33 protein-coding genes, 1 tRNA gene and 2 pseudogenes are annotated in these 24,480 nt (G+C 39.9%); 20 read left to right on the forward strand and 16 right to left on the reverse strand.

All coding sequences use genetic code 11. From position 1 onward, the window contains the following. Nucleotides 1-241 (reverse strand): hypothetical protein (locus FFL34_RS18725; RefSeq protein ID WP_234031582.1); only part of this gene is annotated, 241 nt, incomplete at its 3' end. Nucleotides 242-558: 317 nt separating this feature from the next. On the opposite strand from FFL34_RS18725, the gene FFL34_RS17685 reads away from it, so the two are divergent. The 4 genes from FFL34_RS17685 to FFL34_RS18860 all read left to right on the forward strand — a co-directional run bounded on the left by FFL34_RS17685 (nucleotide 559) and on the right by FFL34_RS18860 (nucleotide 2,812). After that, nucleotides 559-891, forward strand: a complete 333-nt coding sequence (locus tag FFL34_RS17685; protein WP_138604795.1) for a hypothetical protein — start codon at nucleotides 559-561, stop codon at nucleotides 889-891. Between the two features lie 286 nt (nucleotides 892-1,177). Further along, nucleotides 1,178-1,507, forward strand: a complete 330-nt coding sequence (locus FFL34_RS17690) for a hypothetical protein (protein ID WP_138604796.1) — start codon at nucleotides 1,178-1,180, stop codon at nucleotides 1,505-1,507. A gap of 313 nt (nucleotides 1,508-1,820) precedes the next feature. Beyond that, on the forward strand, nucleotides 1,821-2,348 hold the full coding sequence (locus tag FFL34_RS18855) for a replication initiation protein (protein ID WP_171046455.1): 528 nt from the start codon (nucleotides 1,821-1,823) through the stop codon (nucleotides 2,346-2,348). Continuing rightward, nucleotides 2,339-2,812 carry a RepB family plasmid replication initiator protein gene (locus FFL34_RS18860; RefSeq protein ID WP_138604798.1) on the forward strand — a complete coding sequence of 158 codons (474 nt, stop codon included), beginning with the start codon at nucleotides 2,339-2,341 and terminating at the stop codon, nucleotides 2,810-2,812. Before FFL34_RS18855 ends, FFL34_RS18860 begins: the two co-directional genes overlap by 10 nt. Nucleotides 2,813-3,560: 748 nt before the next feature. Here the strand turns inward: FFL34_RS18860 and FFL34_RS17705 are convergent. After that, nucleotides 3,561-3,776 (reverse strand): annotated as a pseudogene (locus tag FFL34_RS17705) (integrase core domain-containing protein); the annotation flags it as partial. A gap of 5 nt (nucleotides 3,777-3,781) precedes the next feature. Between FFL34_RS17705 and FFL34_RS18735 the strand changes: the two are divergent. Then, nucleotides 3,782-3,940 carry a hypothetical protein gene (locus FFL34_RS18735; RefSeq protein ID WP_171046348.1) on the forward strand — a complete coding sequence of 53 codons (159 nt, stop codon included), beginning with the start codon at nucleotides 3,782-3,784 and terminating at the stop codon, nucleotides 3,938-3,940. Here FFL34_RS18735 and FFL34_RS17710 read toward each other — a convergent pair. Next, on the reverse strand, nucleotides 3,933-5,342 hold the full coding sequence (locus tag FFL34_RS17710) for an ISLre2 family transposase (RefSeq protein WP_138601467.1): 1,410 nt from the start codon (nucleotides 5,340-5,342) through the stop codon (nucleotides 3,933-3,935). The two genes, FFL34_RS18735 and FFL34_RS17710, sit on opposite strands and share 8 nt — an antisense overlap. Before the next feature lie 129 nt (nucleotides 5,343-5,471). Beyond that, nucleotides 5,472-6,369, reverse strand: a pseudogene (locus FFL34_RS17715) (IS3 family transposase); the annotation flags it as partial. Between the two features lie 376 nt (nucleotides 6,370-6,745). Here FFL34_RS17715 and FFL34_RS17725 point away from each other — a divergent pair. Both FFL34_RS17725 and FFL34_RS17730 read left to right on the forward strand, forming a co-directional pair. Then, complete coding sequence (locus FFL34_RS17725) at nucleotides 6,746-7,297, forward strand: MerR family transcriptional regulator (protein ID WP_165303895.1); 552 nt, start codon at nucleotides 6,746-6,748, stop codon at nucleotides 7,295-7,297. Nucleotides 7,298-7,521: 224 nt separating this feature from the next. Next, nucleotides 7,522-7,812 (forward strand): hypothetical protein, encoded by a 291-nt coding sequence (locus tag FFL34_RS17730; protein WP_138604802.1) that lies wholly within the window; start codon nucleotides 7,522-7,524, stop codon nucleotides 7,810-7,812. A gap of 126 nt (nucleotides 7,813-7,938) precedes the next feature. Here FFL34_RS17730 and FFL34_RS17735 read toward each other — a convergent pair whose 3' ends face one another. From FFL34_RS17735 to FFL34_RS17755, 6 genes are all read right to left on the reverse strand, one after another. Continuing rightward, nucleotides 7,939-8,682, reverse strand: a complete 744-nt coding sequence (locus tag FFL34_RS17735) for a hypothetical protein (protein ID WP_129678457.1) — start codon at nucleotides 8,680-8,682, stop codon at nucleotides 7,939-7,941. Nucleotides 8,683-8,720: 38 nt separating this feature from the next. After that, on the reverse strand, nucleotides 8,721-8,897 hold the full coding sequence (locus FFL34_RS18390) for a hypothetical protein (RefSeq protein ID WP_165303894.1): 177 nt from the start codon (nucleotides 8,895-8,897) through the stop codon (nucleotides 8,721-8,723). Nucleotides 8,898-8,922: 25 nt separating this feature from the next. Continuing rightward, nucleotides 8,923-8,997: transfer RNA gene (locus FFL34_RS17740), tRNA-Cys, on the reverse strand. Nucleotides 8,998-9,071: 74 nt separating this feature from the next. Then, the gene (locus FFL34_RS17745) at nucleotides 9,072-9,443 is read right to left on the reverse strand and encodes an N-acetylmuramoyl-L-alanine amidase (RefSeq protein WP_199799060.1); all 372 of its coding nucleotides are present in this window, start codon (nucleotides 9,441-9,443) and stop codon (nucleotides 9,072-9,074) included. 127 nt (nucleotides 9,444-9,570) lie between these two features. Beyond that, nucleotides 9,571-9,819, reverse strand: coding sequence for a hypothetical protein (locus FFL34_RS17750; protein ID WP_129678485.1), 249 nt, complete (start codon nucleotides 9,817-9,819; stop codon nucleotides 9,571-9,573). Nucleotides 9,820-9,835: 16 nt separating this feature from the next. Beyond that, nucleotides 9,836-9,997 carry a YvrJ family protein gene (locus FFL34_RS17755; RefSeq protein WP_138604803.1) on the reverse strand — a complete coding sequence of 54 codons (162 nt, stop codon included), beginning with the start codon at nucleotides 9,995-9,997 and terminating at the stop codon, nucleotides 9,836-9,838. Nucleotides 9,998-10,261: 264 nt separating this feature from the next. On the opposite strand from FFL34_RS17755, the gene FFL34_RS17760 reads away from it, so the two are divergent. From FFL34_RS17760 to FFL34_RS17775, 4 genes are all read left to right on the forward strand, one after another. Then, entirely contained in the window at nucleotides 10,262-10,879 is a 618-nt protein-coding gene (locus tag FFL34_RS17760) for a sigma-70 family RNA polymerase sigma factor (protein ID WP_129678481.1), read from the forward strand. Continuing rightward, on the forward strand, nucleotides 10,866-11,057 hold the full coding sequence (locus tag FFL34_RS17765; RefSeq protein WP_234031583.1) for a hypothetical protein: 192 nt from the start codon (nucleotides 10,866-10,868) through the stop codon (nucleotides 11,055-11,057). Before FFL34_RS17760 ends, FFL34_RS17765 begins: the two co-directional genes overlap by 14 nt. Nucleotides 11,058-11,517: 460 nt before the next feature. Then, entirely contained in the window at nucleotides 11,518-12,108 is a 591-nt protein-coding gene (locus tag FFL34_RS17770; protein WP_129678319.1) for a tyrosine-type recombinase/integrase, read from the forward strand. Nucleotides 12,109-12,364: 256 nt separating this feature from the next. Further along, nucleotides 12,365-12,922, forward strand: a complete 558-nt coding sequence (locus FFL34_RS17775) for a MerR family transcriptional regulator (protein ID WP_129678318.1) — start codon at nucleotides 12,365-12,367, stop codon at nucleotides 12,920-12,922. Nucleotides 12,923-13,012: 90 nt separating this feature from the next. On the opposite strand, the gene FFL34_RS17780 is transcribed toward FFL34_RS17775, so the two are convergent. Together FFL34_RS17780 and FFL34_RS17785 are read right to left on the reverse strand one after the other, a co-directional pair. Beyond that, nucleotides 13,013-13,357 carry a type II toxin-antitoxin system PemK/MazF family toxin gene (locus tag FFL34_RS17780; protein WP_129678316.1) on the reverse strand — a complete coding sequence of 115 codons (345 nt, stop codon included), beginning with the start codon at nucleotides 13,355-13,357 and terminating at the stop codon, nucleotides 13,013-13,015. A 1-nt stretch (nucleotide 13,358) separates the two neighbouring features. Next, a complete protein-coding gene (locus tag FFL34_RS17785; protein ID WP_129678314.1) occupies nucleotides 13,359-13,592 on the reverse strand; it encodes an AbrB/MazE/SpoVT family DNA-binding domain-containing protein in 234 nt (77 codons plus the stop codon). Between the two features lie 231 nt (nucleotides 13,593-13,823). On the opposite strand from FFL34_RS17785, the gene FFL34_RS17790 reads away from it, so the two are divergent. Further along, the gene (locus FFL34_RS17790) at nucleotides 13,824-14,150 is read left to right on the forward strand and encodes an AbrB/MazE/SpoVT family DNA-binding domain-containing protein (RefSeq protein ID WP_234031584.1); all 327 of its coding nucleotides are present in this window, start codon (nucleotides 13,824-13,826) and stop codon (nucleotides 14,148-14,150) included. 7 nt (nucleotides 14,151-14,157) lie between these two features. Then, nucleotides 14,158-14,421: a cytotoxin gene (locus tag FFL34_RS17795; protein WP_129678311.1), complete on the forward strand. Its 264-nt coding sequence runs from the start codon at nucleotides 14,158-14,160 to the stop codon at nucleotides 14,419-14,421. Nucleotides 14,422-14,637: 216 nt separating this feature from the next. Here the strand turns inward: FFL34_RS17795 and FFL34_RS18395 are convergent, their stop codons facing one another. From FFL34_RS18395 to FFL34_RS17810, 4 genes are all read right to left on the reverse strand, one after another. Next, nucleotides 14,638-14,802: a hypothetical protein gene (locus FFL34_RS18395; RefSeq protein ID WP_165303882.1), complete on the reverse strand. Its 165-nt coding sequence runs from the start codon at nucleotides 14,800-14,802 to the stop codon at nucleotides 14,638-14,640. A 73-nt stretch (nucleotides 14,803-14,875) separates the two neighbouring features. Then, on the reverse strand, nucleotides 14,876-15,523 hold the full coding sequence (locus FFL34_RS17800; protein WP_129678309.1) for a hypothetical protein: 648 nt from the start codon (nucleotides 15,521-15,523) through the stop codon (nucleotides 14,876-14,878). Between the two features lie 465 nt (nucleotides 15,524-15,988). Continuing rightward, entirely contained in the window at nucleotides 15,989-16,285 is a 297-nt protein-coding gene (locus FFL34_RS17805) for a type II toxin-antitoxin system RelE/ParE family toxin (RefSeq protein ID WP_138604804.1), read from the reverse strand. Nucleotides 16,286-16,290: 5 nt separating this feature from the next. Further along, nucleotides 16,291-16,698: an AbrB/MazE/SpoVT family DNA-binding domain-containing protein gene (locus tag FFL34_RS17810; protein ID WP_234031585.1), complete on the reverse strand. Its 408-nt coding sequence runs from the start codon at nucleotides 16,696-16,698 to the stop codon at nucleotides 16,291-16,293. A gap of 630 nt (nucleotides 16,699-17,328) precedes the next feature. Here FFL34_RS17810 and FFL34_RS17815 point away from each other — a divergent pair. The 7 genes from FFL34_RS17815 to FFL34_RS17845 all read left to right on the forward strand — a co-directional run bounded on the left by FFL34_RS17815 (nucleotide 17,329) and on the right by FFL34_RS17845 (nucleotide 24,478). Next, nucleotides 17,329-17,550 carry a hypothetical protein gene (locus FFL34_RS17815; protein WP_138604805.1) on the forward strand — a complete coding sequence of 74 codons (222 nt, stop codon included), beginning with the start codon at nucleotides 17,329-17,331 and terminating at the stop codon, nucleotides 17,548-17,550. A gap of 147 nt (nucleotides 17,551-17,697) precedes the next feature. Beyond that, a complete protein-coding gene (locus FFL34_RS17820) occupies nucleotides 17,698-18,642 on the forward strand; it encodes a phage integrase N-terminal domain-containing protein (protein WP_138604806.1) in 945 nt (314 codons plus the stop codon). A 266-nt stretch (nucleotides 18,643-18,908) separates the two neighbouring features. Next, nucleotides 18,909-19,901, forward strand: coding sequence for a replication initiation protein (locus FFL34_RS17825; RefSeq protein WP_138604807.1), 993 nt, complete (start codon nucleotides 18,909-18,911; stop codon nucleotides 19,899-19,901). A 716-nt stretch (nucleotides 19,902-20,617) separates the two neighbouring features. Continuing rightward, complete coding sequence (locus tag FFL34_RS17830; RefSeq protein ID WP_138602666.1) at nucleotides 20,618-21,934, forward strand: IS1380 family transposase; 1,317 nt, start codon at nucleotides 20,618-20,620, stop codon at nucleotides 21,932-21,934. Between the two features lie 279 nt (nucleotides 21,935-22,213). Next, complete coding sequence (locus FFL34_RS17835) at nucleotides 22,214-22,444, forward strand: hypothetical protein (protein WP_138604808.1); 231 nt, start codon at nucleotides 22,214-22,216, stop codon at nucleotides 22,442-22,444. A 547-nt stretch (nucleotides 22,445-22,991) separates the two neighbouring features. Beyond that, nucleotides 22,992-23,582, forward strand: a complete 591-nt coding sequence (locus tag FFL34_RS17840; RefSeq protein WP_138604809.1) for a tyrosine-type recombinase/integrase — start codon at nucleotides 22,992-22,994, stop codon at nucleotides 23,580-23,582. Nucleotides 23,583-24,070: 488 nt separating this feature from the next. After that, nucleotides 24,071-24,478 (forward strand): AbrB/MazE/SpoVT family DNA-binding domain-containing protein, encoded by a 408-nt coding sequence (locus tag FFL34_RS17845; RefSeq protein WP_234031586.1) that lies wholly within the window; start codon nucleotides 24,071-24,073, stop codon nucleotides 24,476-24,478. Nucleotides 24,479-24,480: the final 2 nt, after the last annotated feature.

Raw genomic sequence — 24,480 nt, forward strand, 5'->3', positions numbered from 1 at the left:
GTCGTTGCTCATTTTGTGTTCCAACAGGAAAAGGAGGTCCATTTAAAAAGGAGACAGGCTGATTAACATAGATTGTTTCGCTGTGTGCTCTTGGGTTGGGAAGAGCAACATGGTAAGTGGCAAATGAGCTGGGCTGCCAGCTGCATGCACCCGCATGATATTTGCCATTGGTACAGGCAACATGCCCACTCGCAGAGAATGTACCAGCAGAGCACTCATCATTCATGTCATATGCACGCATACCGTTATGCTTCGTCCGGGGCCTGTCTCTTTGTCTATGATTCAGGCAAAGAGACAGGCCCGCAACCTCGAATAAGAGCCATCGTTACGAGGCTGCGCCCGGATTGTTTGTCCGGGGATGGCCGAGGAAGATGGTTGCCGTCGTCCGGGGTATGTCTTTTTTGATAGAGTCAAAGTTTCTATGCATTCACAAGCTTTTTAAACACCCTTTGTGAAGATTCTATTTTCAATAGGATGTTTCCTATTTACTTGATTTCAGAAACGCTCACAATAGATTTGTGTTGATTATGGACCATTTATGACAAAAGGAGAGATATTATGTCAGAGAAACCAAAAGGTAAATCTCCGATTCAGGCACAGGCAGACAAGTTATTTAAGCATACACGGTCAGGTTCCTATGGAACCCGTGCCAGATATCGGGGCAGCTGCAAGCAATTTTTATCGTTTGTCCACGAGGCATTTAAGATGAAAAATCTGCGCAATCTGCAGGATAAGCACGTGGTAGCGTTATCCAAGCAAGGCAGGAAGCCGGCGTCGCAACCAAAACGATACGCAATGATCTGGGGGCGATACGCTACCTGCATGATATGGTTCCTCATGCCAAACATGAACTGGCTTCCAATAATGAGCTGGAAAAGCAGCATGGATTGAACTCGATTCGGAAGCAAAAGGGATCGTTCCTGGACAAATGAAGAATATAACAATATGTATGCTTTTGCGGATAAACAAAGCCGGGGAGATGGGACTGAACAACGGACAGCTTGTGATGGGCGGGATACAATGGTTTTAAGTCGTACCATGGGACTGCGGTGGCGGAAGCCGTGGCCATGCACCGTTCACAGGCTGAAAACGCCCTCCGGACGGGAATTTATCACGTCAAAAACGAAGCAAAGAACGGCAAACATCGGCAAGTGCCCTTTCCCAAGAAGCGAAGAACGTGCTGACCGAGCGTCTGCGGACGGTGGAACGTGGTGAAAAAATATTTGTGCAACCGACTGAAAAAACCCATCATGCGATCAATCGAATTGAGAAATACCTCGGTCGGCACCGGGAAAACGTCGAGACGCAGGAAGGACGGGAAAGGCGTTCCCATGATGATGGCTATAACAAACTCACGTTTCATGGCCTGCGTTATAACTATGTGCAGGACCGGATGAATCGGGAGATGCTGCATGGCCGTCGTTTCCGGGAAGCAGCAGCTATGGTCACCAAAGAGGTCGGGCATGAGAGGATTAATGTCATAAATACGTATTTGGGAAAAACATAACTCTTGTTAATGTGTTTGGATGGGTTAAGGATGATGAAATAAATGATTGTTTCCCCGCGCGTACGCGCGCGAGATATTTATTTTTATAATACTTTATTACCTTTATTACCTTGTCGGCATTTTTTAGGTTGTCATATCAGAGGGTATAGCGATTTACTGTAATTTTTACCCCCCGATACTGTAATTTTTACCCCCCGATACTGTAATTTTTACCCCCTTTTACCTGTAATATATTGATTTTTACATTATATTAATGTAATTTATTTAAAAGAGGAATTACATATCAGGCGTAGTTAGATATGGAGGTCGTATTTTGGGTAGGAACAGTAAAACTGAACACTTAATTGATTATTCGAACACAATCAAAAAAAGCAATGAGTTATCGATGGCAAAACTGAATCAGGGATTGACATTAAATCAAATGCAGTTGTTGGCTTATGCGATCTTTTCCACACAACAAAATGGAAAAACGGAATTCAGGAAGTATGAATTCCAAGATAAGTTTGGAATAAAAGATTATAAAACAGATGACGCTTATGAGGATAGCGATAAAGTTTCTACTCTTAGATTCAGCACTCAAGATTTAGAAAATGATAAATTCAGCTTTACCAATGTTTTTAGTTCTATTGAATATGAGAATGGTCACTTCACATTTGAATGGAATAAAAAAATGATTCCTTATATTCTGGAGCTGAAAAAGAAGTACGTATTGACGGATTTGACCATTACTTCCAATTTTAAAAGTGGGTTCAGCTGGATTTTATATGATTATTTGAAAGCGCATTATGGTTACTGGCATAAGGAAATATCTAAAGATGCCTTGATGAATTTATTGCAGTAGAGGATAAGAAATCATATCAAAAAAGTACCGCGTTATTTAAAAATGCAGTGTTGAATATTGCTATTAGTGAAATAAACGAATTCACAGAGTTGGAAGCATGGTATACCCAAACGAAAATAGGCAATAAAATAACAGGATTCACGCTGCACTGGTCCACTGACAAACAGGTTGCAGGGGCAACAGATAAACAAATATCCCTATTGCGCGAAATTCATGATGAAGTGGAGAGAAGAATGTTTGATTATCTTGCTTTGGAAAATTCAAAGAACCGGGATATGGCCAGAACATACATCATTAGAATCAAGGACATAGATCGACAGGTAAATGAAACATTAACATCAAAACAAGCAAATGAATTTATTCAGGAAGAAAAAGAATTGTACGGGTATCTGCAAGATCTTCTTGAAAATGACGGACAGGAAAGAGACACATCCGTTTATTATAACTGGCTGGAAGAGGACTGAGTATATACATACTCCATATAGAAAGATTATATTGCCATTTTATCCTGTTTTTTAATAGGTTGCGAGTGTACCAATACAATAAAAAGCATGTGCCACGTGTACGCCAACCTGTATGCCAGATGTACGCCATCGTAATAAAAAATGTCCCTGCGGAAAAACAGGCTCTGCCTAGTTTCCCCAGCTTTTGTGGGGACAATTTCTCCTTATCCTGTTCAATATTTTATTCCCTGTTTTTAGCAGTAGTTGGAAGACAATTCTATCTTGAAGATAGTATGGTTAGCTTAAAGCTATTTTAAAGCATTTTCAGAGCGTTTTTAACGTTATATAGTGTTTTGGTCATGCAATCAATTGAAAGCACTTACAGATGCTTTCAATTGATTTTTTTGGTGCATTTCTATCCAATAAACGTCTTTTAGTGATGCAGCATAAAAGAAACAGTTTTTTAAGTATGGCAGGGAACAATCACTCGAGTTAGAAGCGAGTGCCCATTTATACGCAGTGGTTTAAACTGCTGTAAAAAATGGGTTTCCTTCAGGGGCTTAAAAGTTAGAAAAGAGCATAAGGGAATAAGGTGGACCCCATCGTCAAGACACAAATTTTATAAAAATAAGGTGGGGTTATCATTGTTTTCCCTTTCCCATCTTACTAACCAGCTCTTTCCTGTGTCAGGTTCTGTCAAGGGCGTATTTCCCCTTGACAGGTTCTGGCACAGGAAAGATAATTGCGCCAAGATGGAAAGGATAACGGACTATCTGAAATAAATAGATGCTGGTGTTTGATAATCTAATGATTGATGAGGCCGTTCATGATTATAAAGGTTCATGTAGTCTCTTATATTGCTTCTGGCTGCTCTTGGGGAGCCATAGTCTTTTAAATAGACTTCTTCGTACTTAAGGCTTCTCCAAAAGCGTTCGATCATGATATTATCCAATGCCCGGCCTCTTGAGTCCATGCTGATCTGTATGGAGTATGTGTCAATCTTTTCTCGATGTGGTTGTCACACCAATATATTTGGCACTCTATTTTTGTACACGTTTTCCGGCTACCGCGCTGTCGCTTGGTGGCCTGCATGTTTTCGTCACGTTCCAAAACCCGGAACCTGACAAAAACATGCAGGGTATTACCTAAAACTCTTCATCAAGTTTCCTATCGCTGATGAATGGGCTGTATATAAACTGATGGAACCTTCTTTTGCGCCAATCGATGGGCGTGTTGGCTGATTCAAATACTCCGTCATGCGAACGGTCTTTTCAACGTCTCGCTGCTTGCGTGCGCTTCGTTTTTGGGATGTGAGATAAACATCCCGCAACGTGTTATTGAGGATACCCTGTTTTACTTTCACCATAGCTTCACTGCCTTCTACGCTCCAATGCATCCCCCGTCTTTTCATCCGGAAAGAAACGCGACGCTGATTGGATTCCATAGCCCCTAAGCCTCGTGCGTCTTCTGGCGGGTCTTCCACTTTCTCACGCCAGTCAAAAATACGATCCCAATTGTGCTGAATGTAAGTTCGAAAACCGTTTACCTTTTCTACCTGTTTTGCGTTTTCCAGGGTACTTTCGTATGTATCCAGCCAAAGTATGAACTGTTGCCAATCGTGTTGTTTTAACGCTTTTCTTATCCCGTCCTTAAATTCACTCTTTTCACCGCCTAATGCCCGATTTAACGCCTGAGCTACATGGTAAGCGTCAAGTTGATTCAACACGGGATAACGGGACTGGGAAAAGGCTTCCTGGAACCGTTCAGCTGTGTAGCCCTGCCCGCCATCACTATTTGTCACAACCTGCGTATTCTCCAGCGAATAACCATGGGCCGCATATGACTGCACCTCTTTCCAAAAGTCATCAGTCGGCTTCGTTGTCATGATTACGTGTTGATTGCTGAGTGAGACCCGTTTGCCATTTTTGACCCAGCCTTCATGCATAATCGCATGCCGGACCTCATGGCTTTTCTTTTTCTTTGTAGAACGGACAAAAACGCCATCTGCCTCTGTATATAAATAGTCAACTTCTTTTCCCTCCGGAAGGGACGCTGCTTCCTCCAGTTCAGCCGCCAGTTCCACATCAGCCTGGGACTGCGCATCTCCAACACGCTTCACGATACTCCCGACTGTTTGATGACTCATCGTTACGGGGGTCCATTCCTTCAAAGTTTGGACTGATGCACGATACGTGCTCTCACTAGCCAATTCAGCCACTTTTACCTCCGTCAGGGGACTGTATCGTTGACTTTTCCGAAGACCAGCCCACTCATCAAAGGGATAGTGAGAATCACCTTTCAGGTCATGCATTAATGTATGCCGAAAACGAACTGCCCCAAACGTGAATTGAACCGTTTTCCAATCTTCACGCTCGACAGTCCAGCCCAACTTCTGTTTCTCAGCTTTAATCACCTTATTAATCTGTGTGAACACTTCCCCCATCTGGGAAGCAAACACCTCATACATATAGAGTCGAATGCTTTCTTCCAAATCAACTAAGTTGTTTGTTTCCTTTATTAATGCGTATAATCTTGATATAATAGTTTCCATGAGAAGGCCTCTTTCGAAATGTATTTGCCCGTCAAAGCATACATTTATGATAGAGTGCCTTCTCTTTTTTGACTAGAAAATTGCCTCAGGTGGCCCCGAGAATTATTTTACACATATCTGTATGGATGGATGCTCCTTTAAAAGACTAATATATTTTGGGCTGGTGAAATGACTGCCTTGGTCACTGTTAAATATTTCTGGTATACCAACCGTGAATGCACGTTGTACGGCATCCAGGACAAAGTCAATTGCCAGCGTCTGATCTAATTCCCAGCTGATAATGTAGCGAGAATACCAATCGATAATGGCCGTTAGATACATCCAGCTGTTATACAGGCGAATGTATGTTATGTCAATGCTCCAGACTTGATTGGGACGGGTAATCGTCACTCCTTTCAACAGATATGGATAAATACGGTGCTGCAGATTGCGTTTACTCAAATTAGGACCCGGATAAATGGCTTGTATACCCATTTCACGCATGTGACGTTGCACTCTTTTACGGTTGATATTCACTCCTTTATTCTTTAGTATTTCATTAATCTTGCGTGAGCCAAAAAACGGGTGTTTGGTATAAATCTCATCAATCTGATGTTTAATGGCAACCTCTTCCGGTGACGGCTGAACATGCTTGTAGTAAAGGCTGGAACGATTGATCCCAAGCAGGTCGGCCTGCCAAGAGATGGGCAGTTCAGGATCATCCCAGTCCACCATTTCCATGCGTTCCCGTCTAGTCGTTGTAGATGCCAGATTTTTTTTTGATCCACGACAATTGCGTGGTTAACTTACCAACCTCCGAATAGAGGCTTTCCAGCTTTTCTTCATAGTCAGCTTTCATTTTTTCCAAGTCTTTGTTTTGTTTCTCAAAGACCTGTGGCATTTCTTGCAGGAACTGCGTTTTCCATTTATGAAGCTGGTTCACATGAATCCCATGTTCCGAAGCAATCTGACTCATTGCCTTTTCTTCCTTCAAGATTTCCAACACGATTTGTGATTTGAATTCTGGTGTATATCTTTTGCGTTTCATATACCTACCTTAACATCTCCTTTTTTCGTGTCTAAAATCTTGGGTCCATTATAGAAAACTGATATCACATTCGTGCTATCCTTGGCAGAGCCAAGTTTTTTGGTGATATCGTTATTTTTGAAGTTGTGCAGACTTTGTACATGGTATAGCGTTTATTTGTACATAGTTTGTACATATCGTGAACGGCGTGTGGATACGGGCTAGTTCAATCTAGGTCATGTCTGCCTAACTTCAAGTTAGGGCGTTCTGAAGTCAATATAATAATTCTGATAGGCGTTTTACTTATAACGAATAGTCATTCCTTAAAGCTTCTTTGTGTTATATGTTTACGTTATACCGTTGTAACGCTAGAATGAATAGCAAAGGCGGTGAGCGTATGAAGGTCTATAATCCGGGAGATATAGCAGATTTATTAAAGCTTAAAGTCAGCACGATACGCAAGTACAGTATCATGCTGGAAGAATTGGGATATACGTTTGAAAAGAATAACCGGAATCAGCGTTATTATACGGATGCAGACATCATAACGTTGCGGAAACTTGTAACGTTTAAGGATAACGGCATGACGCTGGGAGAATCGGCAGAGGCTGTTATTCTGTGGCATAATGGGAACGAATCAGAGCAGGAAGGCATAACGCCATATCAGACTGACACACACAACGATACGAAGCCGCATAATGACGACATAATGGAATTAAAAAGCATGATACATAAACAGAATGAACTTATAGAAGGGCTGACAAAGCGGCTGGACGAGCAGCAGGAATACATAGATCAGCGACTGGAAGAACGTGATAAAGCGTTAATGCAGTCCATTAATGAATCACTGGAAACGCGAAAGCAGATAGCTGCAGAAAATAATAAGGAAAACAACAAAGGATTCTTTCATAAGTTATTTAAACGAGGTAGCAAAGGAAGCTCTAGTTGACAATGAAAACAAGAGTATAGCCACTTTACAATATGTCTTAATCTATTGCGGATTGTTTCTTCTGAACAACCTAACATACGTTCAACAAAATTTAATGGTCAAATGTGTCTGTAATTAACTTAATTTAGAGAGTGATGCATTCATTAAAATAAAATACATGGTTTTACTTTACGGCAACTTTATATGGAGAAGCGGAAATAATAGTTAGGGGGAAAGAAGTAATTATGTCTAATAACTTGAAAGAATTTCATTTATGGATTCCATTATTACTGATGGGTATCAACGTTATTTCAGTTGGTTTCATGGTTGAGGAATTAATAGATGCCTCACCTCCGAACTACGGTGCACCACTATTGTTCTTAACACCTATATTTGGTTTAATTTCTTTGTCTTATATTAGTCATTATGCAACAAAAAAGAACACGCTTTTAATATGGCTATTACAGGGGTTAAATTGTTTTTTTACTATATTCCCTTTAATTGTTTTAATAATTTTTACATTAATCATGATTTAAAGTAAATGGGCGCTTTTCCCTAAATAAGCATTCTCTTGAGCTGGAGTAAAACTCAGACATTTCTATAAAGAGGAATTTACACCTTGAATTTAAAAAACGCTACGATTAGTAGCGTTTTTTTTAAATTTAGCCAAATAAACATCTAAGAGAACTTGGTGTAAATACTTCCCTAATACTCGCTGCTGCAACTGTTGTATGCCCAGCTACACATTCTATCAATCTTTTATCGCAACATGAATCCCAATCCCCGTAAGTTTTCCAACAGTTATCATGAGCTACACAACAATCATCAGTGTCATTAATAGGAGTCCCTCCACCATGATCCAGATCATATCCGCAATTACCACCACAATGTTGGTAACCCCCTGGGAGACAGCCATCACCTGTGAACCATGATTGTGTTTCTATTTGATCGTTAAATAAATTTCCAGATTTATAATTTTTATTATCTGGTAATTCTTCATAGTCATCACTAAAAGCTAGTTTATTTAATTCAGTGTTCTTTTGGTTATTTTGAACCTTGCCTCCATCATATAAATACTCATGTAATGCATTTGAGTTTGGTTGCAAAATTTGTCCGAAATAGTGATCCTGAACATTGGGCAATTCATTATAGAGAATGCTTATATTTTCCTTTTCATCTACTAAATGAAGAATTGAAGAGCTAAAAAAGTGCATGTTGTCTTCTTCTCGGAATTCAGCATCAAATACATATGCCTTTCTAGGGTTTAAATCATTAACTTCAAAACTTTTTTGATTTTGCATAGTTGCAATAAGATTTTTAAAAGGCTCCTTTTCGTATAGTTCATTGAGCTTTTGATTTAATTCCTTTCCTCGTAAGTGTTTTCCATCAATCAAATTTCCAATCACCTTAAATCATCCTTTCTTATTTGTACATACTGTTAACACTAAGTCCAATTGTCTCCACTACATCCACATTCTCCGAATTCCCAAAGTTCACCTGACACATGATAATAAGTTGCTAAACAGCCTCGTAAATGACAACAGTCACGGCTTGATGAACACATACCACCTGATGTTTTTGCTTTTTTAGAAACATTTTTTTTATTCTGTTCACTTTTCATTTTAACCCTCCTTTGATTGGTTTTTTGGAGGTGGCACTCGGGATCGAACCGAGGATTAAGGTTTTGCAGACCTTTGCCTTAACCGCTTGGCTATGCCACCAAATGCTGTGTGTTACATAAAGAGTTATGAAGGGGCTAAAAAACAACCACTTTTCAATATTTTTGTTAAAAATTTTATCCCACAGCTTTTAAAATACTTTTAGCAATGGCTGTACTTAATTCCCTCACAAAGGAGGGCTGCTTTAAATGCCACGTATCCACCGCCGAATCCAGAAATAAGTTTTCCAGCAGAATGGCCGGCATGTCGGTTTCTCGAAGAACCGAAAAATCGGCTTCTTTTTTGCCTCTGTCCCGTAGACTATACGAAGCATAAAACTCCATGATAGATGCGTGTATGATACGCTGAATGTCGCCGGTTTTGGTATGGCGGAATCCTGGATAAATATAACTCTCGAACCCTTCTCCTCCACCGGCGTTATGATGGAAAGATACAAACAGATCGGCATTATGAGCATTGGCCATGCTGGTTCGCTCGCTTAGTCCCACAAAAGTATCCTCCGTCCTGACGTTCCGGGGTCATATCCTCCGTGGCCGGCATCCAACACAATCACTGTCATAAAAACACCTCCCTTTTTTCTTATAAAGAAAAGGAAGGAGGCAAAATATCAACCGTTTATTCCTTTTTTTCCTGTTCATCTGCTACAAAAGCATCGCCACAAGGTACGGTCAGTTCCCGAGAGAAAGCGAAGCCGTTATCAGCGAGTTCAGCCTGTATGGCTTTGATCTTTTTAGCTAATAACACGCACATATCCTGATAAAATGCCTCATCTTCCCGGGAACAAGAGTCCAAATGCTTGGCCATGGTTAGATAAGTCGTTAATATACGATAATAGCGTTGAATGGCTTGTTCATGACAAATCATCTTCTTTTCCCCTTTCTCATTTCCTATGGTTTCGAATCAGTTCTTTCAGTTCGTCCAGCGTATCGGATAAGTTATTGATCTTCTTTTCAAAACGCAGCAACAAGTAAGCTGCAATAAAAATAGGGAACCCCACATTTTCCAATAAGGACGTCCAAGCCGATAAGTCAGTCGACATCATTGATTCCTTCTTTGGACGGAAATTCCCATGCCGCCACCTTTTTCCGAGGCCGTTTCATTACCCAGTCATGACATTGCATAGGTGCTTCCTCCTTTCTTATCTAAAGAAGCAAAAAGACGTTCAAAATCAACCTTTTTTCAAAAAATCCTGTATCCGAACATAAACAAATGCTAATATAGATTTATAGAACGTTTGTTCCCTTTTTTTCGATAAGTGGTTTATTTTTGGGACTTTCATGTCTCTTTAAATCATGAGGTGATATGTGTGAAGGAAAACGACGAGCGATGTCATGAGAAATGCCTAGCATTCCGGCAGAACCATCCTGAATTCTTTCAGCAGCCGATCATTCAATCGTTTTTACAGGACGAAACCCATTACAAACTTGTGAAACGGGCTATCTGTTCACCGACTCAGCAAAACATGAAACAAGTGAACGAGGCGTTCCAGACGTTTTATAAACATGTGAAAACGCTGACGTATTTATCGAATGTCATTCACTATAATGCGATGAACTTTGATAAAGCCAAGAAAAAACATCGCTATCGCGAAACCTTAACATTGGATCAACCATTGCATGAGGAAAACGATGGGGCTACACACAAGGACATGCTTTACCAGTCATCGCCGGATATCGCCGACATGATTGCCTGTGAGACAGTGACGGACTGTGTGGAAGACCCCCAATTATATCAAGCCATCGAAACCCTGACGCCCAAACAGAAAAGCATTTTAACGCACAAATACGTGCATGGCGTACAAAACAACAACATAGCTGATTTATTCAACGATTCACCGCAAAACGTATCCAAGTTGCATCGAAAAGCACTGCAAAAACTAGAAAACCATCTAAAAAAGGAGCAAGATGGCCATGACAACAGCTGACGTGGAACAAGCTTTAAAAACGTTGGAGCCTAAAATCCAAAAGTCGCTCCATCAAACCGAACAACAGAACCGAGAGGATCTGGAACAGGAGCTAAAAACGAAAATCACGGAATGCTTCTACAATGATGTTTTTGAACAGGCGCCGGGATTTTGGGAGTTTGCCGAGCAATTTGATTAATACCTAGTTCTCGTTCTCATTTTTATGCTAAAACAGGGAATGATCAACTTATGTATTGGGTAAGGGTGTCATTTGAGTGACGCCCTTGTATAATTAACAAGGCAATATTAATGTTCAGTAAGGGTTAATGAGGTGGGAAAGGTTCCCCACGCGCTACACATTGTGTCATTACCAGAGATGCAGGTTGCCGTCTGCCATTAACCTTTACTATGAACGGCAGCCCCTTTCTTTCGAGAGAGGGGCTTTTTCTTGATGGGAGCAATTTTCACCTATAATTTAATCCAAAATGAAACGAAAATCCACGCTGTTCCATCTTTTTTATCATTAAAAATGTAATAAAATAGTTAAAAGCATACATTTTAAACCTTGGTTTATCAAGGTTTTTATTTTATCATAACTATAAATGTACTATTTTATGGTTATATATTATATTTCAATACATAAATGGAGAGGGGAAACCATGGCCAAAAACGAACGGATTATCAATGTGCAGCCGTTACGAACAAAAGAGGAAATCGACGAAATGAAATTGGCCATCAAACGGGGCAACAAAGGGACACCTAAAAGGCCGGAGCTTGCTCAGCGCGATGTATTAATCTTTCTGGTCGGTATTAACACGGGTCTGCGTGTAAATGATATCATTCGGCTCAAAGTCGGTGATGTAAAGGGAAAGAATCAGTTTATTATTTACGAGGGCAAAACAAATAAGCGCCGTGAAGTTAATATTTCAATGCTGCAGAGCGAAATAGCGCGCTATACAGAAGGCAGACATCCAGACGAATACCTGTTCAAAAGTCAAAAGGGCGACGGTCACATTACGACAACGCAAGTCTATCGAATACTGGACGCTGCAGCTGATTTTTTAGATCGGGATGATGTTGGCACGCACACCATGCGGAAAACGTTCGGTTATCACCATTACAAGCAATTTAAAGACGTGGCCATTCTGCAGGAAATCTTCAATCATGCAGCGCCAAGCATTACGAAGCGCTATATCGGTATCCGACAAGATGAGATTGACGATACACTGAACGATTTTAGATTGGGCTAGAGGGCTAAGCGATTGGCAGAGTCACTAAAAAGTATGTGCCACGTGTACCCCATAAAGGGCGCCAAATGTACGCCTTGGCTCAAAAATATGACATCATGGAAAAACCAGGCACTGCCTGGGTCCCCGACTTGTGTGGGGACATTTTCCCCTTATCCTGTTCAACACGAAAATGAATGATCGTTTGACTTTAATGCAACAAATGTTTTAATATAATTATAACAACAATTGTTGTAATATGAGCAAGGGGGGAATTCCATTGAAAACGTACACGGTTGAAACGGCTTTTGACCTTTTAAAAGATTATAAAATAACCACGCATATCGAAAGCGTCCGTAGATGGCTGCGGGAAGGAAAAATCAAAGGGACTCCGCCAAAATCCCGTAAAGAAGGCTGGCTGATTCAAGAAGAGGATCTCCTGCATTTCATACAATCCCGACTGCCGGACGAGATCCCCGTTGCGTCACCTCATACAACAACTGATGTAAAAGGAACGGACCGCGAGGCAATTCGGGCTGAGATGTGGTGGGAATTAGTGCGAAAAAACATCTTTGAAGATTTGCTGGAAGTGAAGAAAACGCAAGTGCGTGATGCGGTCAATCACATGGGGCTTTCAAAAACATTTGAAAGGGATGCATGGGGAATCATTCAGGAACACAAACGTGGGTATGCCAGCCCCAGAATTCCTTATTTACTGGACGCTGCCTTATTTAATGGCCAGCGTATTATGCTGGATACGACCTACGAAAACAAAGACGAACAGGTTGTGTTTGCGGTGCTGGAATATTTGCGTCAAAAGAAAACTAAAGCCATTTAAAATAAATACAACAGTTATTGTATTAATATTGTATTAAATTATTACAATAACTGTTGTATTACAGATGGATATTCTTTTCAATTCCTATGTTTATTCCTGATGCTCTTCGTACAAATAGGTATGTATCACCTGAACAACCTTATTGACAAGGTCGTTAGGTGCTTTTCCTGCAATGCGTGCTTTTCTTTTTTTCCAATCTAAATTTTTGATTTGATCACTAATGATGACACCCTCAACTGCCAAACCTTTCGGAACAGGAATATGAAATCCCCAATTCCTTTCTGTTCGACTGATGGGACAAACGGACGCATACCCTGTGACCTCATTAAACTTCTTTGGTGATAGCACAATGGCGGGGCGATGCCCTGCTTGTTCTGTTCCTGCCTGGGGATTAAAGTCTAAATAAATGACATCCCCTCTATCTGGAACCTGCATATTAAATGTCTTCCCTTCCCACTGGTTGCTCGAAAAATTCCTCGTGTGGATTATTACCTGAACATTGCGATAACAATTCATCTAATGTCGGCTTATCATTGGCAGGTCTAATGATGATCTCGTTTGTGCCTTCTATAACGTTTATTTCTGTCCCATTCGCAATGTCATACTTTTGAGCTAATTTAAAAGGTAAACGGACACCAATGCTATTGCCCCATTTTTGTGCAGTCGTCATGGCATACACTCCTTTGTGAGAATCTAAGTTCATTATAGCACTCCCTTTTCATTTTGTATATATTAGTATACACATAATTCAGGGAAATGATTCATACATCTTAGCTTTTAAATGCTGACAGCGCTATATTTCTTATCAGCGTTTTATCCTTTTTTTCGAATATATGATACAATGAGTTCAACAGTTCATACCGTTGTACTTTTGTATTAATCAAACAGGAAGGGGAAACATATGATGGCAGAAACGACAGAAAGAAGAGGTGCCGCCATGAAACCAGAACATGTACGGTTCAAACGAAAATCACAAGTAACGGTTCCCCGTGAGATTGTGGAAGCCTTAGATCTGCACGAAGGTGATGATCTCCAGGTCCGTCTGGAAAATGGCAAAATCGTGTTTGTGCCGATGGTTTCCATTCCAAAGGATCAAGCATGGTTTTGGTCTGAACAATGGCAAAAGGAAGAGCAGGAAGTTGAGGAACACATTAAAGCCGGCCGTCTAACGGAATCGAAAAGTCTGGACGAGACACTAAACGATCTTGATGACATGTCAAAGGAGTAACGGACCATTGAATTTTCGCAGACAACCGCGCTTTGATAAAAATTTCGCTGCACTTGACGGTCAATCACAAAAGGCGATCAAGAAAGCACTTCGCTTCCTGGCTCATGATTGGCATCACCCTTCCCTCCGAACAAAGAAGATGGAGGGTTGGGATTACATATTTGAAGCAAGTGCCAATATGGATATACGCCTAACCTTTCACTTTGAAAAGCCGGATACCATTGTTTTAAGGAACTGCGGGCACCATGATCGAACGTTAAAAAACCCATAGTTTCGTTAAATTTAACACAACAAACATTGCATTAATTTATTACAATGTTTAGGTGTTCTTTATTGTTTCAGGTATAAAAAGGGTCTATTAATCTATCAAAACCCACTGTGCGTATTTTAATCGGCAGATTTGGATATAAACCTAAGCGAGTGGGTTACAAGCTTTTAGACACTTTAAAAGCTAAAATCGAAAGGAATTTAAGATAAAATGTGTTATTTAAGTCCTGTTTCTTTGCCATTTCACCAATATATACACCAAAGTTATGAGTGCAAACGCAAAAATTAATTGATATCCATATTCAGGAAAAACAGCAAGCGAAGCAGTAAAAAGAATAATAACTATAGCCATTAATATTGTTTCAATTGGTTTATAGTTTTTCATGGTGATTCTCTCCCAAACATAAGTATAATATAAGTTAGATACGGTGATTTTAAGATCACCGTATCATATTGTTTTAGTACCCAGGTGGCATACTTCTAAATTCGTGAGTTGCGCTACCAATATATCCAGTATAATTACTATGCTCATATGCTCGCACAACATTTTTCATATCTCCATAATTTTCAGTATCCCAATATTGTGTTTTTTCTTGCCATATAGTAGGTGTAGCCATAGAAAAAACTGAAGAAGCTAGTGTTGTGACTGCCCCAGTTATTGGGCTCCCCAAGAAAGAAGCAATAAGTCCTGCGATTTCTGTTACCATAGCTTTGTCAACATCCGTAGAAGTTCTGTAAGTACCGAGTTGCTCCCAAGAAGAAGAAATCGTTGCTGAATTTTCATTGTGTGGTTCGACCTTTTCAATTTCAGTGACAACTTCGCCATTCATATATATTTTATTGTCTTTTTGTTCAATGATAGTCTTCTTTCCATTTTGTTTAGCAACATAATATTCTCTATCCCCGTTTTTAACCCATTCTAACGTTCCATTCCCTGATTTACTTTTTGTATTAGCTTTCACTTCAACTTTTTGATAATTATCTGTCCTTTCAAGAGTAGTTAAAGTTACATTTTTACTTGAGTCATTTGTAGACGCAAATGATTGAAGTGGAATCATTGTAAAAACTAAAAGTACAGCTAATCCAATGGATAACAACCTTTTCAATGATAAATCTCCTCTCAATATTAATTTTAAAGGCGCCTTCAACTGCAGTGTACTAAAAATTTACAATATTTTATATATCTAATATGAAATTTGGATCTAACGTCCTAATAGAATACAAAAAATACTAAAAGGTAAGAGAAAGGTACATAATGTCCTTAAAGACGATTTCAAGGGGCATAGAAAGTGTTTTTTATTGTTTCAGGTATTAAGTCTATTAATCTATCAAAAATTCACTGTCCGCTTTCTCTGTGGCTTCCTCAGCTCAAAATCTATTGTGATACAACCCGCAATCGTAATATGTATTTTTGCACTACCTTTTGATTAAGTGAATCTCATTTGCAAACAAGTCGCAGAAGAGGTTTTAATTTTACAAGCCCCTGCAGGTAATTTTTGCGGTAGCAAAAAACTAAAGATCGAGCGAATCAGCGAGTGATTATTTTTTATATGGTTTTGTTTTTGTATGTATTAAGAGTTCATAAAATGCTTTAACTCTTGATAAAAGGTCTCCCGGGTTCCGGCTAAAATAACAACAATTAATTCCCCTGTGTCATTTTCAGCGATCCGATAGGCCAACCGATACTGTGTTCCTTTGTATGGAATATTGTAAGAATAAATACCGGCTAAATCCCCTGTCTTTGGTTCTCCGACATAAGGATTTAGCCGGATATGATGAATCGCTTCGTCAAATTGTTTTTTAAGTGGTTTTTCTTTGAGTTTTTTAAAGTAGCGTTTGGCTGGATTCAAGTACGCAACAGGTAACATGAAGGTCACTCCCTTACATCACCAAATAGGGATTCTGTTTCTTCGTCACCTGTTCCTGTAAACTGTTGAGCAACCTCATCTGCCTCAGTTATTAAAGATTCAACAGCAGGACGAATTTGAGCTTTTCGCTTTTGAAAGCATTTCAAAAGCTGTTCTCCTTCGTATCCCTCTTGAATAAGATCCTTTAAAATTTCCTGGGAGAAATCAGCGTCTGTTGGTGCCGGGCGCAATACAATTTCATCACCACGCAACTCGCAAATAAGGGATTCCGTCATTCCTAATTTCTCATAAAAACGCTTAGGAATCGTGATTTGTCGTTTTTCAGACACACTAATCTGTTTCGCCCCAGATGGTTGAGGTCTCATCATAGTCTCTCCTTCACTTTTTCGAATTGCATCTGCCTTTATAACCATAGTATGCCACTCCTTTGCAGAAAGATACACATTTCTTTGTTCTTTGTTTTATTTTATCATGAGATAGTAGAAAATAAAAAGATATTGACATCTATTCCCAACTTGATAGGATAAAGATATATAATATTTTATTAGTTGCTTATTTAGCAGAATTCATCACACCTTCACTTTAGAAGGAGATTCGATCTAAGTATCCTTTGGTTTAAGGATGAGTTTTCCATTAACTCTTGTTTTAAGGGAGAAGATGGATCGACGGCAATGGCAACACCGTCACAAAAGCCGCGTTTGCGCCTTGGGCTAATAATCTAAGGGTCGTTGAAACAGGCAAAGGTTTGATTTAAAAATTTAGAAGTGGCGTGTGTCGTTTTTAAATGTATGTGCTATTTTTGGCTGGTAACGTGCAACAAACCGCCAGTAACCACCAGGGTTGATAGTGCCAAAAAGAGAATGATTCAAAAGCAATCGAGCGTCTAACGACGGTCGATATTTTTATGCTTAAAAGACAATTAAAAAGGCGAACACGTAAAGCAAGGACGCTACTCAGCCCGTCGTTGCTCATTTTGTGTTCCAAACAGGAAAGGGAGGTTCATTTAAAAAGGAGAGAGGCTGATTAACATAGATTGTTTCGCTGTGTTGCTCTTGGGTTGGGAAGAGCAACATGGTAAGTGGCAAATGAGCTGGCCTGCCAGCTACATGCACCCGCATGATATTTGTCATTGGTACAGGGCAGCATGCCCACTCGCAAGAGAACGTACCAGCAGATCACTCATCGTTAATTTCATATTTGCTAAGCTGCAACATTTTGTTGATGCGGAAGGCGGCGGTCTCTTTGCCGGGATTTATTTTAAATAAATCCCGGCAAAGAGACCGCCGCCGGACACCTCAGCTGAAAACGAACACGCCAAGCGTTACACCGATTTCCGTTTTTGAGGAGATGCTGAGGACAACGTTATTTGCAGACGTCCGAGGTATGTCCATTTTGCAAAAGGAGGAGTTTAGATGGCGAAAGGAAAATCACCAATTCAAGCACAGGCTGACAAGTTATTTAAGCATACAAGGTCAGGATCCTACGGAACACGTGCCAGATATCAGGGCAGCTGCAAGCAATTTTTACAGTTTGTTCATGAGGAATTTAAGATGAAGAACTTACGCAACCTTCAGGATAAACATGTCGTGGCCTTTATCCATGCAAGACAGGATGCAGGGATAACAACCAAGACGATCAAGAACGATCTGGGGGCAATACGGTATCTCCATGACATGGTTCCTAATGCCAAACATGAACTGACTTCTAATGATGAACTGGAAAGGCAACATGGGATTGAACTTGAAACAGAAGCAAAAGGCGACCGTTCCTGGACAAACGAAGAATACAACAATATGTATGCTTTTGCTGATGAGCAAAGCAAAGAAGGTGGGGCTGAACAACGGACAGCTTGTGATGTACGGGATACGTTTGTTTTAAGTCGTACCATGGGATTGCGTGTGGCTGAGGCTGTGGCTATGCACCGTTCACAAGCTGAAAACGCACTCCGGACTGGCGTTTATCAAGTAAAAAATGAAGCAAAAAACGGTAAGCACCGCCAAGTGCCCCTTTCTTCGGAAGCGAGGGAAATGCTGACCGAGCGACTGCAATCTGTCGAGCGTGGTGAAAAGATCTTTGTGCAACCGACAGAAAAAACGCATCGCGCGATTAACCGAATCGAAAAATATCTTGGGCGTCACCGTAATAAATTCGAGACACAGGAAGGCCGAGAAAGGCGTTCCCATGAAGGTGGCTATAACAGACTCACTTTTCATGGCCTGCGTTATAATTATGTACAGGATCGGCTGAACTGGGAAATGTTGCATGGACGAAACTTTCGGCATGCAGCAAAAATCATCACGAAAGAAGTCGGGCATAACCGACTGGAAGTTATTAATGTTTATTTGGGTAAAAAATGATGTTTCTGTCTATGTTGAGAAGTTTTTAAATTAAGGAGATAGTATCGCGCACGCGCGCATATTTATTATCTTTTAAAGATTTTATTATATTAATTATATTGTCTCCATCTTTAATGTTGACATATCAGGGATCATAGCGATTTATTAAAACTTTTTGTCGGGTTTATTAAAACTTTTTGTCGGGTTTATTAAAACTTAGTTTAAATAAAGTTGCATTTGTAAAAGACAAAAAGTTATAATTCAAAAATAGGAGGGGGACTCTCTTTATGAAAAATAATAAGGAACAAACAATTGACTATGAATCTAGTATTAGGAAAAGTAATGAGCTTTCGATGGCTAAGTTGAATCATGGGCTAACATTGAATCAAATGCAGTTGTTGGCTTATGCAATTTATTCAACCCAAAAAGATAGTAAAAGGAATATTTTCAACAAGGCTAGTTTTGAACAAAAGTTTGGTCTTGGTGAGTATCGAACAGAACATGCGAATGAAGATACTAAAAAGCTATATGAATTAGGATTTGCAACAGTAAACTTAGAAGAAGATGAATTTGACTACTTAAGAGTTTTCCAACGTATTACATATAAAAAAGGAATATTCTCTTTTAAGTGGGCTGATGATATGCTCCCTCATATTTTAGAATTAAAAGATAATTATGTGATGACAGATTTATCTATTGCAGCTAAATTTAAAAGTAGCTTTTCCTGGACATTATACGAATATTTGAAAGCGCATTATGGTTATTGGCATAAGGAATTGTCAAAAAAATCTCTTATGCGACTTTTCGGTATTGAAAATGTTAAAAGTTATCAAAGCAATACATCATTGTTAAAAACTAAAGCGCTTAATTTAGCAATTGATGAAATCAATCAATATACAGAATTTGAAGTTTGGTATAAAGAAATAAAATCCGGACGAAAGATAACGGGATTTCAAATACATTGGTCTACCGGAAAGCGTAAAGCGGGTGCTACAGATAAACAATTAACGTTATTGCGTGAAATCAATGATGAAGTTGAGAGAAAGATGTTTGATTACCTCGCTTTAGAAAACTCAAAAAGTCGGGACATGGCTAGAAGATACATCATTAGGATTAAGGAAATAGACCGACAGGTAAATGAAAAATTAACATCAAAACAAGCAAATGTATTTATTCAGGAAGCAAAAGAATTATATAGGTGTTTGCAGGATCTCCTTGAAAATGACGGACAGGAAAGAGACACATCCATCTATTTTAACTGGCTGGAAGATGAGGAATGAGTGAATACATACAAAAAGTGTATATCGTTATTGCTGTTTTTAACTCTTTGAATTAAACAGTAATTGGAAGATAAATCTATCTTTAAGATAGTACCAATAGCTTTAAACTATTTAAGAGCCTTTGCTGGATGTTTTTTACGTTAGATGATATAACGTCATCAAAGAAATTAAAAGCGCTCACAAATGCATTAAAATGATTTTTTGACGCATTTATAATCAGTTGAACGGTTTTAAAAAGAAACGGCTTTTTTAGTCCTAAAAAGAGTGAACGGCAAAGAAAAATCACTCGAGTTAAACGAGAGTGCCCATTTACACGCAGTGGTTAAACTGCTGTATGAAATGGGGGTTTCCTGCAGGGGCTTTAAAGTTAGAAGAACATAAGGGAAAATTGATATCACCAAAGGTAATATACTAGGCAAAGCCTCCCTTGTATCACAACTAATTCTTAAAGTGATAATTCGAACCGAAAATGTAATAGTTAAAGCAGGGCTGTGTGTCGACTTTATTCCATTTCAGTAGGAAGTTTATCAGCCGGTACAGAAATGCCCTCAGATCATTTAAACCTGAATTATTCACAAAAACACTCTGGTATAGCTTAACCCCTTGATTGTCAGGTTGTTTGACCAAATCATATATTCATCTAATAAATGAAAAAGAACCCCTTTTTCTGTTACAGTTAAAGTACCAACAGAAACCAACAGAAAGGGGTTCTTATATTGGCTACTTTACCGCAAATAACGCTTGATTTCAACCGTCAAATTAAATTGTCGCATGATGGGGGTGACCTGTCATCGGATACCGGTGAATTCCTGTTTCGGGAATTTGACGAAACTATTGGTTTCACCCGGACATTGGCGAAATATCTGGTGCTGAACGACGAAAGACACTACCATATTCATGCCAATCAGGACTTATTGCGTCAAAAAATCTACCAGATCATTGCCGGATACGATGGCGATGATGCCGCCGATCAACTGACAAATGATCCTGTCCTGACACAAATTATTGGGACGAAAGCTCTGGCTTCTCAGCCTAGTCTGTCACGCTTTCTTGAACGATTTGATGCCAACTCGATTGATCAACTGAATCAGGCCAATCAGGACCTGTTGGACAGGGTGCACCGATACAGGGCGTCCGATGCCCTGATCCTGGACTTGGATTCCACCCACGCTGATACCTACGGTAATCAGGAAGCAGCGAATTACAACACCCATTATGGAACCGTTGGGTTCCATCCTTTGGTGGCTTTTGACGGGATCACAGGTGACTTTGTGAAAGCAGATCTACGTCCGGGCAGTGTCTATACGTCCAATGGGGTGGTTGATTTTATCGAACCTGTTATACAGCACTATAATAACGTGTTTCCGACAACCACACCGTTCCTGCGCGGTGACAGCGGTTTTGCCGTTCCAGCCCTGTATGAGCTGTGTGAACGTGAATCCGTGTTTTACGTGATTCGTTTGAAAGCCAACCCTGCTTTGAAGCGCATTGCAGCCGAACTTCATCCCAATACGACACCAGCCGATGCCACGCAAACCGAGTGCTATTATGAGACCATACACTATCAGGCTGGGTCCTGGTCCCAACCAAGAAAAGTGGTCATCCAATCCATTCGTCCGGCAGGTGAATTGCTTTTCACGCATGGGTTTTTTGTCACGAACTTGGGTGACACATTTTCACCTGAAACGATTGTCCAGTCCTACAAGCAAAGAGGGACAATGGAAAACTATATCAAGGAAGCAAAAAATGGCTTTTATATGGATCGTATGAGCAGTCATGACTTTCAAGTCAACCAGGTTAGAATGATGTTGAGCCTGTTGGCCTATAATTTAACCAATTGGCTGCGCACGCTTTGCTTCCCCGATGGTCACCAGAACATGCAGATCCAGACCATTCGCACAAAGTTGATCAAGGTAGCCAGCAAGCTGGTTCGATCGGGACGATCGTTTTACTTCAAACTGGCTTCCAGCTTTGTCTATCCGAAACTTTTTTGGCAGGTGCTGCAACGAATACAGGCTATGAAGCCGACATAAGACGGTAAAAATATAGTGTAAAAATATAGGTCATTTTTTAAAGCCCAAGCCCAGACACAGGAGACGTATGTCCAAAATCGGCAGTAAGCTGATGATATCGCCATGTTTTAGTTGCTTTGGTTCTATTTTCACGATTTTGGAATCCAAGAACGCTGGTGCAGCGTTCAATTTACCATAATGGCGTTTTAGTTTTGAGCTGTGAATAATTCAGGTTATAGACATCGCATCCTAAACTGTCTAGAATTATTATGAGAACTACATCATAAGGTGGGGTTATAATTGGAAAAATATATTGCAGCAATATTTACATGCTCAGGACTAATAATTATTGCTTTGTCTGGCATCGGAAAAATTCTTATGGTTGGCTTGCCAGATTTTTATCCAGCTCATGAAACAAGTAGCTATATCCCATTAATTACATTCATAGTTGGGATTATGATTTTACTTATTGGACTATCGTTCTATATAAAGAAAGTTTTATTCTATGACTTATCTAAAAACAATAATTAACATGAATGGAGAAGTATCTCGGCCGTCACAGAGATATATGCAAGACATAGAAAGGTGGAGAAAGAGGGCCATGAATGATCGTGACCATAACGGGATTTACCTTTCATGGCTTGCGTTATAACTATCTGCAGGATTGGATTAACCGCGAAATGCTAGGGAAAACTTGGGTATCTTTGCCCAACGCCCCTAAAAGGTGTATTTCAGAATATTTAAACTCACATTGAACCTTGTCAAAATGGCTGCACCTCTTTTGCAGTACTTCAAAATGAATTATGTTGTGTATTTGAAACATAAAAAGCTAGATTTAAAGCATGTTTCACAAAGTGTACGTTTATAAACGGATTCATTCCTGCCATGTCAAAAGGCTAATTTTCCTCTCATTCGAAAGAGAAATTAGCCTTTACGTATTTACTTCCGGCGCAGAATAGCGACTAAAAAAGCGTAAAATAGCAATTAAATTGACAGGGTTTTTATTTTATCATAACTATAAATGTACTATTTTATGGTTATATATTACATTTCAATACATAAATGGAGAGGGGAAACCATGGCCAAAAACGAACGGATTATCAATGTGCAGCCGTTACGAACCAAAGAGGAAATCGACGAAATGAAGCTGGCTATTAAACGAGGCAATAAAGGGGCACCCAAGCGCCCGGAGTTGGCCCAGCGTGACGTTCTGATCTTCCTTATCGGCATTAACACCGGGTTACGCGTGAATGACATCATCCGGCTGACCGTCGGTGATGTGAAGGGAAAGAATCAGTTTGTGATGTACGAAGGCAAGACGGCTAAACGACGTGAGGTCAATGTAAGCATGCTTCAGGATGAAATTGAACGCTATACAGAATGCCGACACCCGGGCGAATCCCTGTTTAAAAGCCAAAAGGGTGACGGCCATATCACGACAACGCAGGTCTACCGAATACTGGATGATGCAGCTGACTTTCTGGGGCGTGATGATGTTGGCACGCATACCATGCGAAAAACATTTGGGTATCACCATTACAAGCAATTTAAAGACGTGGCCATTCTGCAGGAGATATTCAACCATGCCCAGCCAAGCATCACCAAGCGTTATATCGGGATCCGGAAGGATGAGATCGACGACACTTTGAACGATTTCCGATTAGGGTAAGGGCGTCATAAGTTTTCAGGAATTAAATCTCATGGATAATCGTTATTTGGGTGTTTTTGCCCGTCCCCTCGAAAAGGTCCAATTCAAAATACTCTGACTAATTACCATGCTCTTAGAATGTTGCAAAGATGCGGTGTTTGCCCGTTTTTTCTCAAAGGGTGGGGATCAGAGTTGCTTGAATTACAAACTAGCCTTTCAAAAAGTATACTTTTTGAAAGATGCTTTAAACCAAGCTTTTTGCATTTCAAAAATACAACATAATTCATTTTGAAGTATTGCAAAAGGGGCGTAACCATTTTGACAAAGTTCAATTTAAATTTGAATATTCCGAAATAGACCTTTTAGGGGCGTTAGGTAAAAACACCCTATTTATCCTTTGGGGGCTTTTGTTATGCTGTTTCTCTGTTTTTTGACGGATAGTATGATAAAATGAAACAAAGAAAAAAGAACAAAGAAATAAGTTTCTTTTGACACAAGGAGGGCATACTATGACTATGGATATGAATGTCATTCATAAGCATGGGAGGGAAACAAACATGGGACCTCAACCTGCCGCATCTAAACACATTCGTGTATCAGAAAAACGGCAAATTACGATTCCCAAACGTTTTTTCGAGCAATTGGGGATTGAGGAATCCCTCATTTGCGAGCTACGTGGCGATGAAATTGTGCTCCGTCCAGCTCCAACTGATGAAGATTTTTCAGAGGACATTTTGAAAGATCTCTTACAAGAGGGTTATGAAGGGGACCAACTTCTCACGGAATTTCAAAAACGCAAAGCCCAAATTCGTCCAGCTGTGGAAACGTTAATCGCCGAAGCTGATCAAGCTGCCCAACAGTTTACAGGAACAGGTGACGAAGAAACAGAATCCCTATTTGGTGATGTAAGGGAGTGAGT

This window comes from Lentibacillus cibarius, from assembly GCF_005887555.1.
Classification (GTDB): Bacteria; Bacillota; Bacilli; order Bacillales; family Amphibacillaceae; genus Lentibacillus; species Lentibacillus cibarius.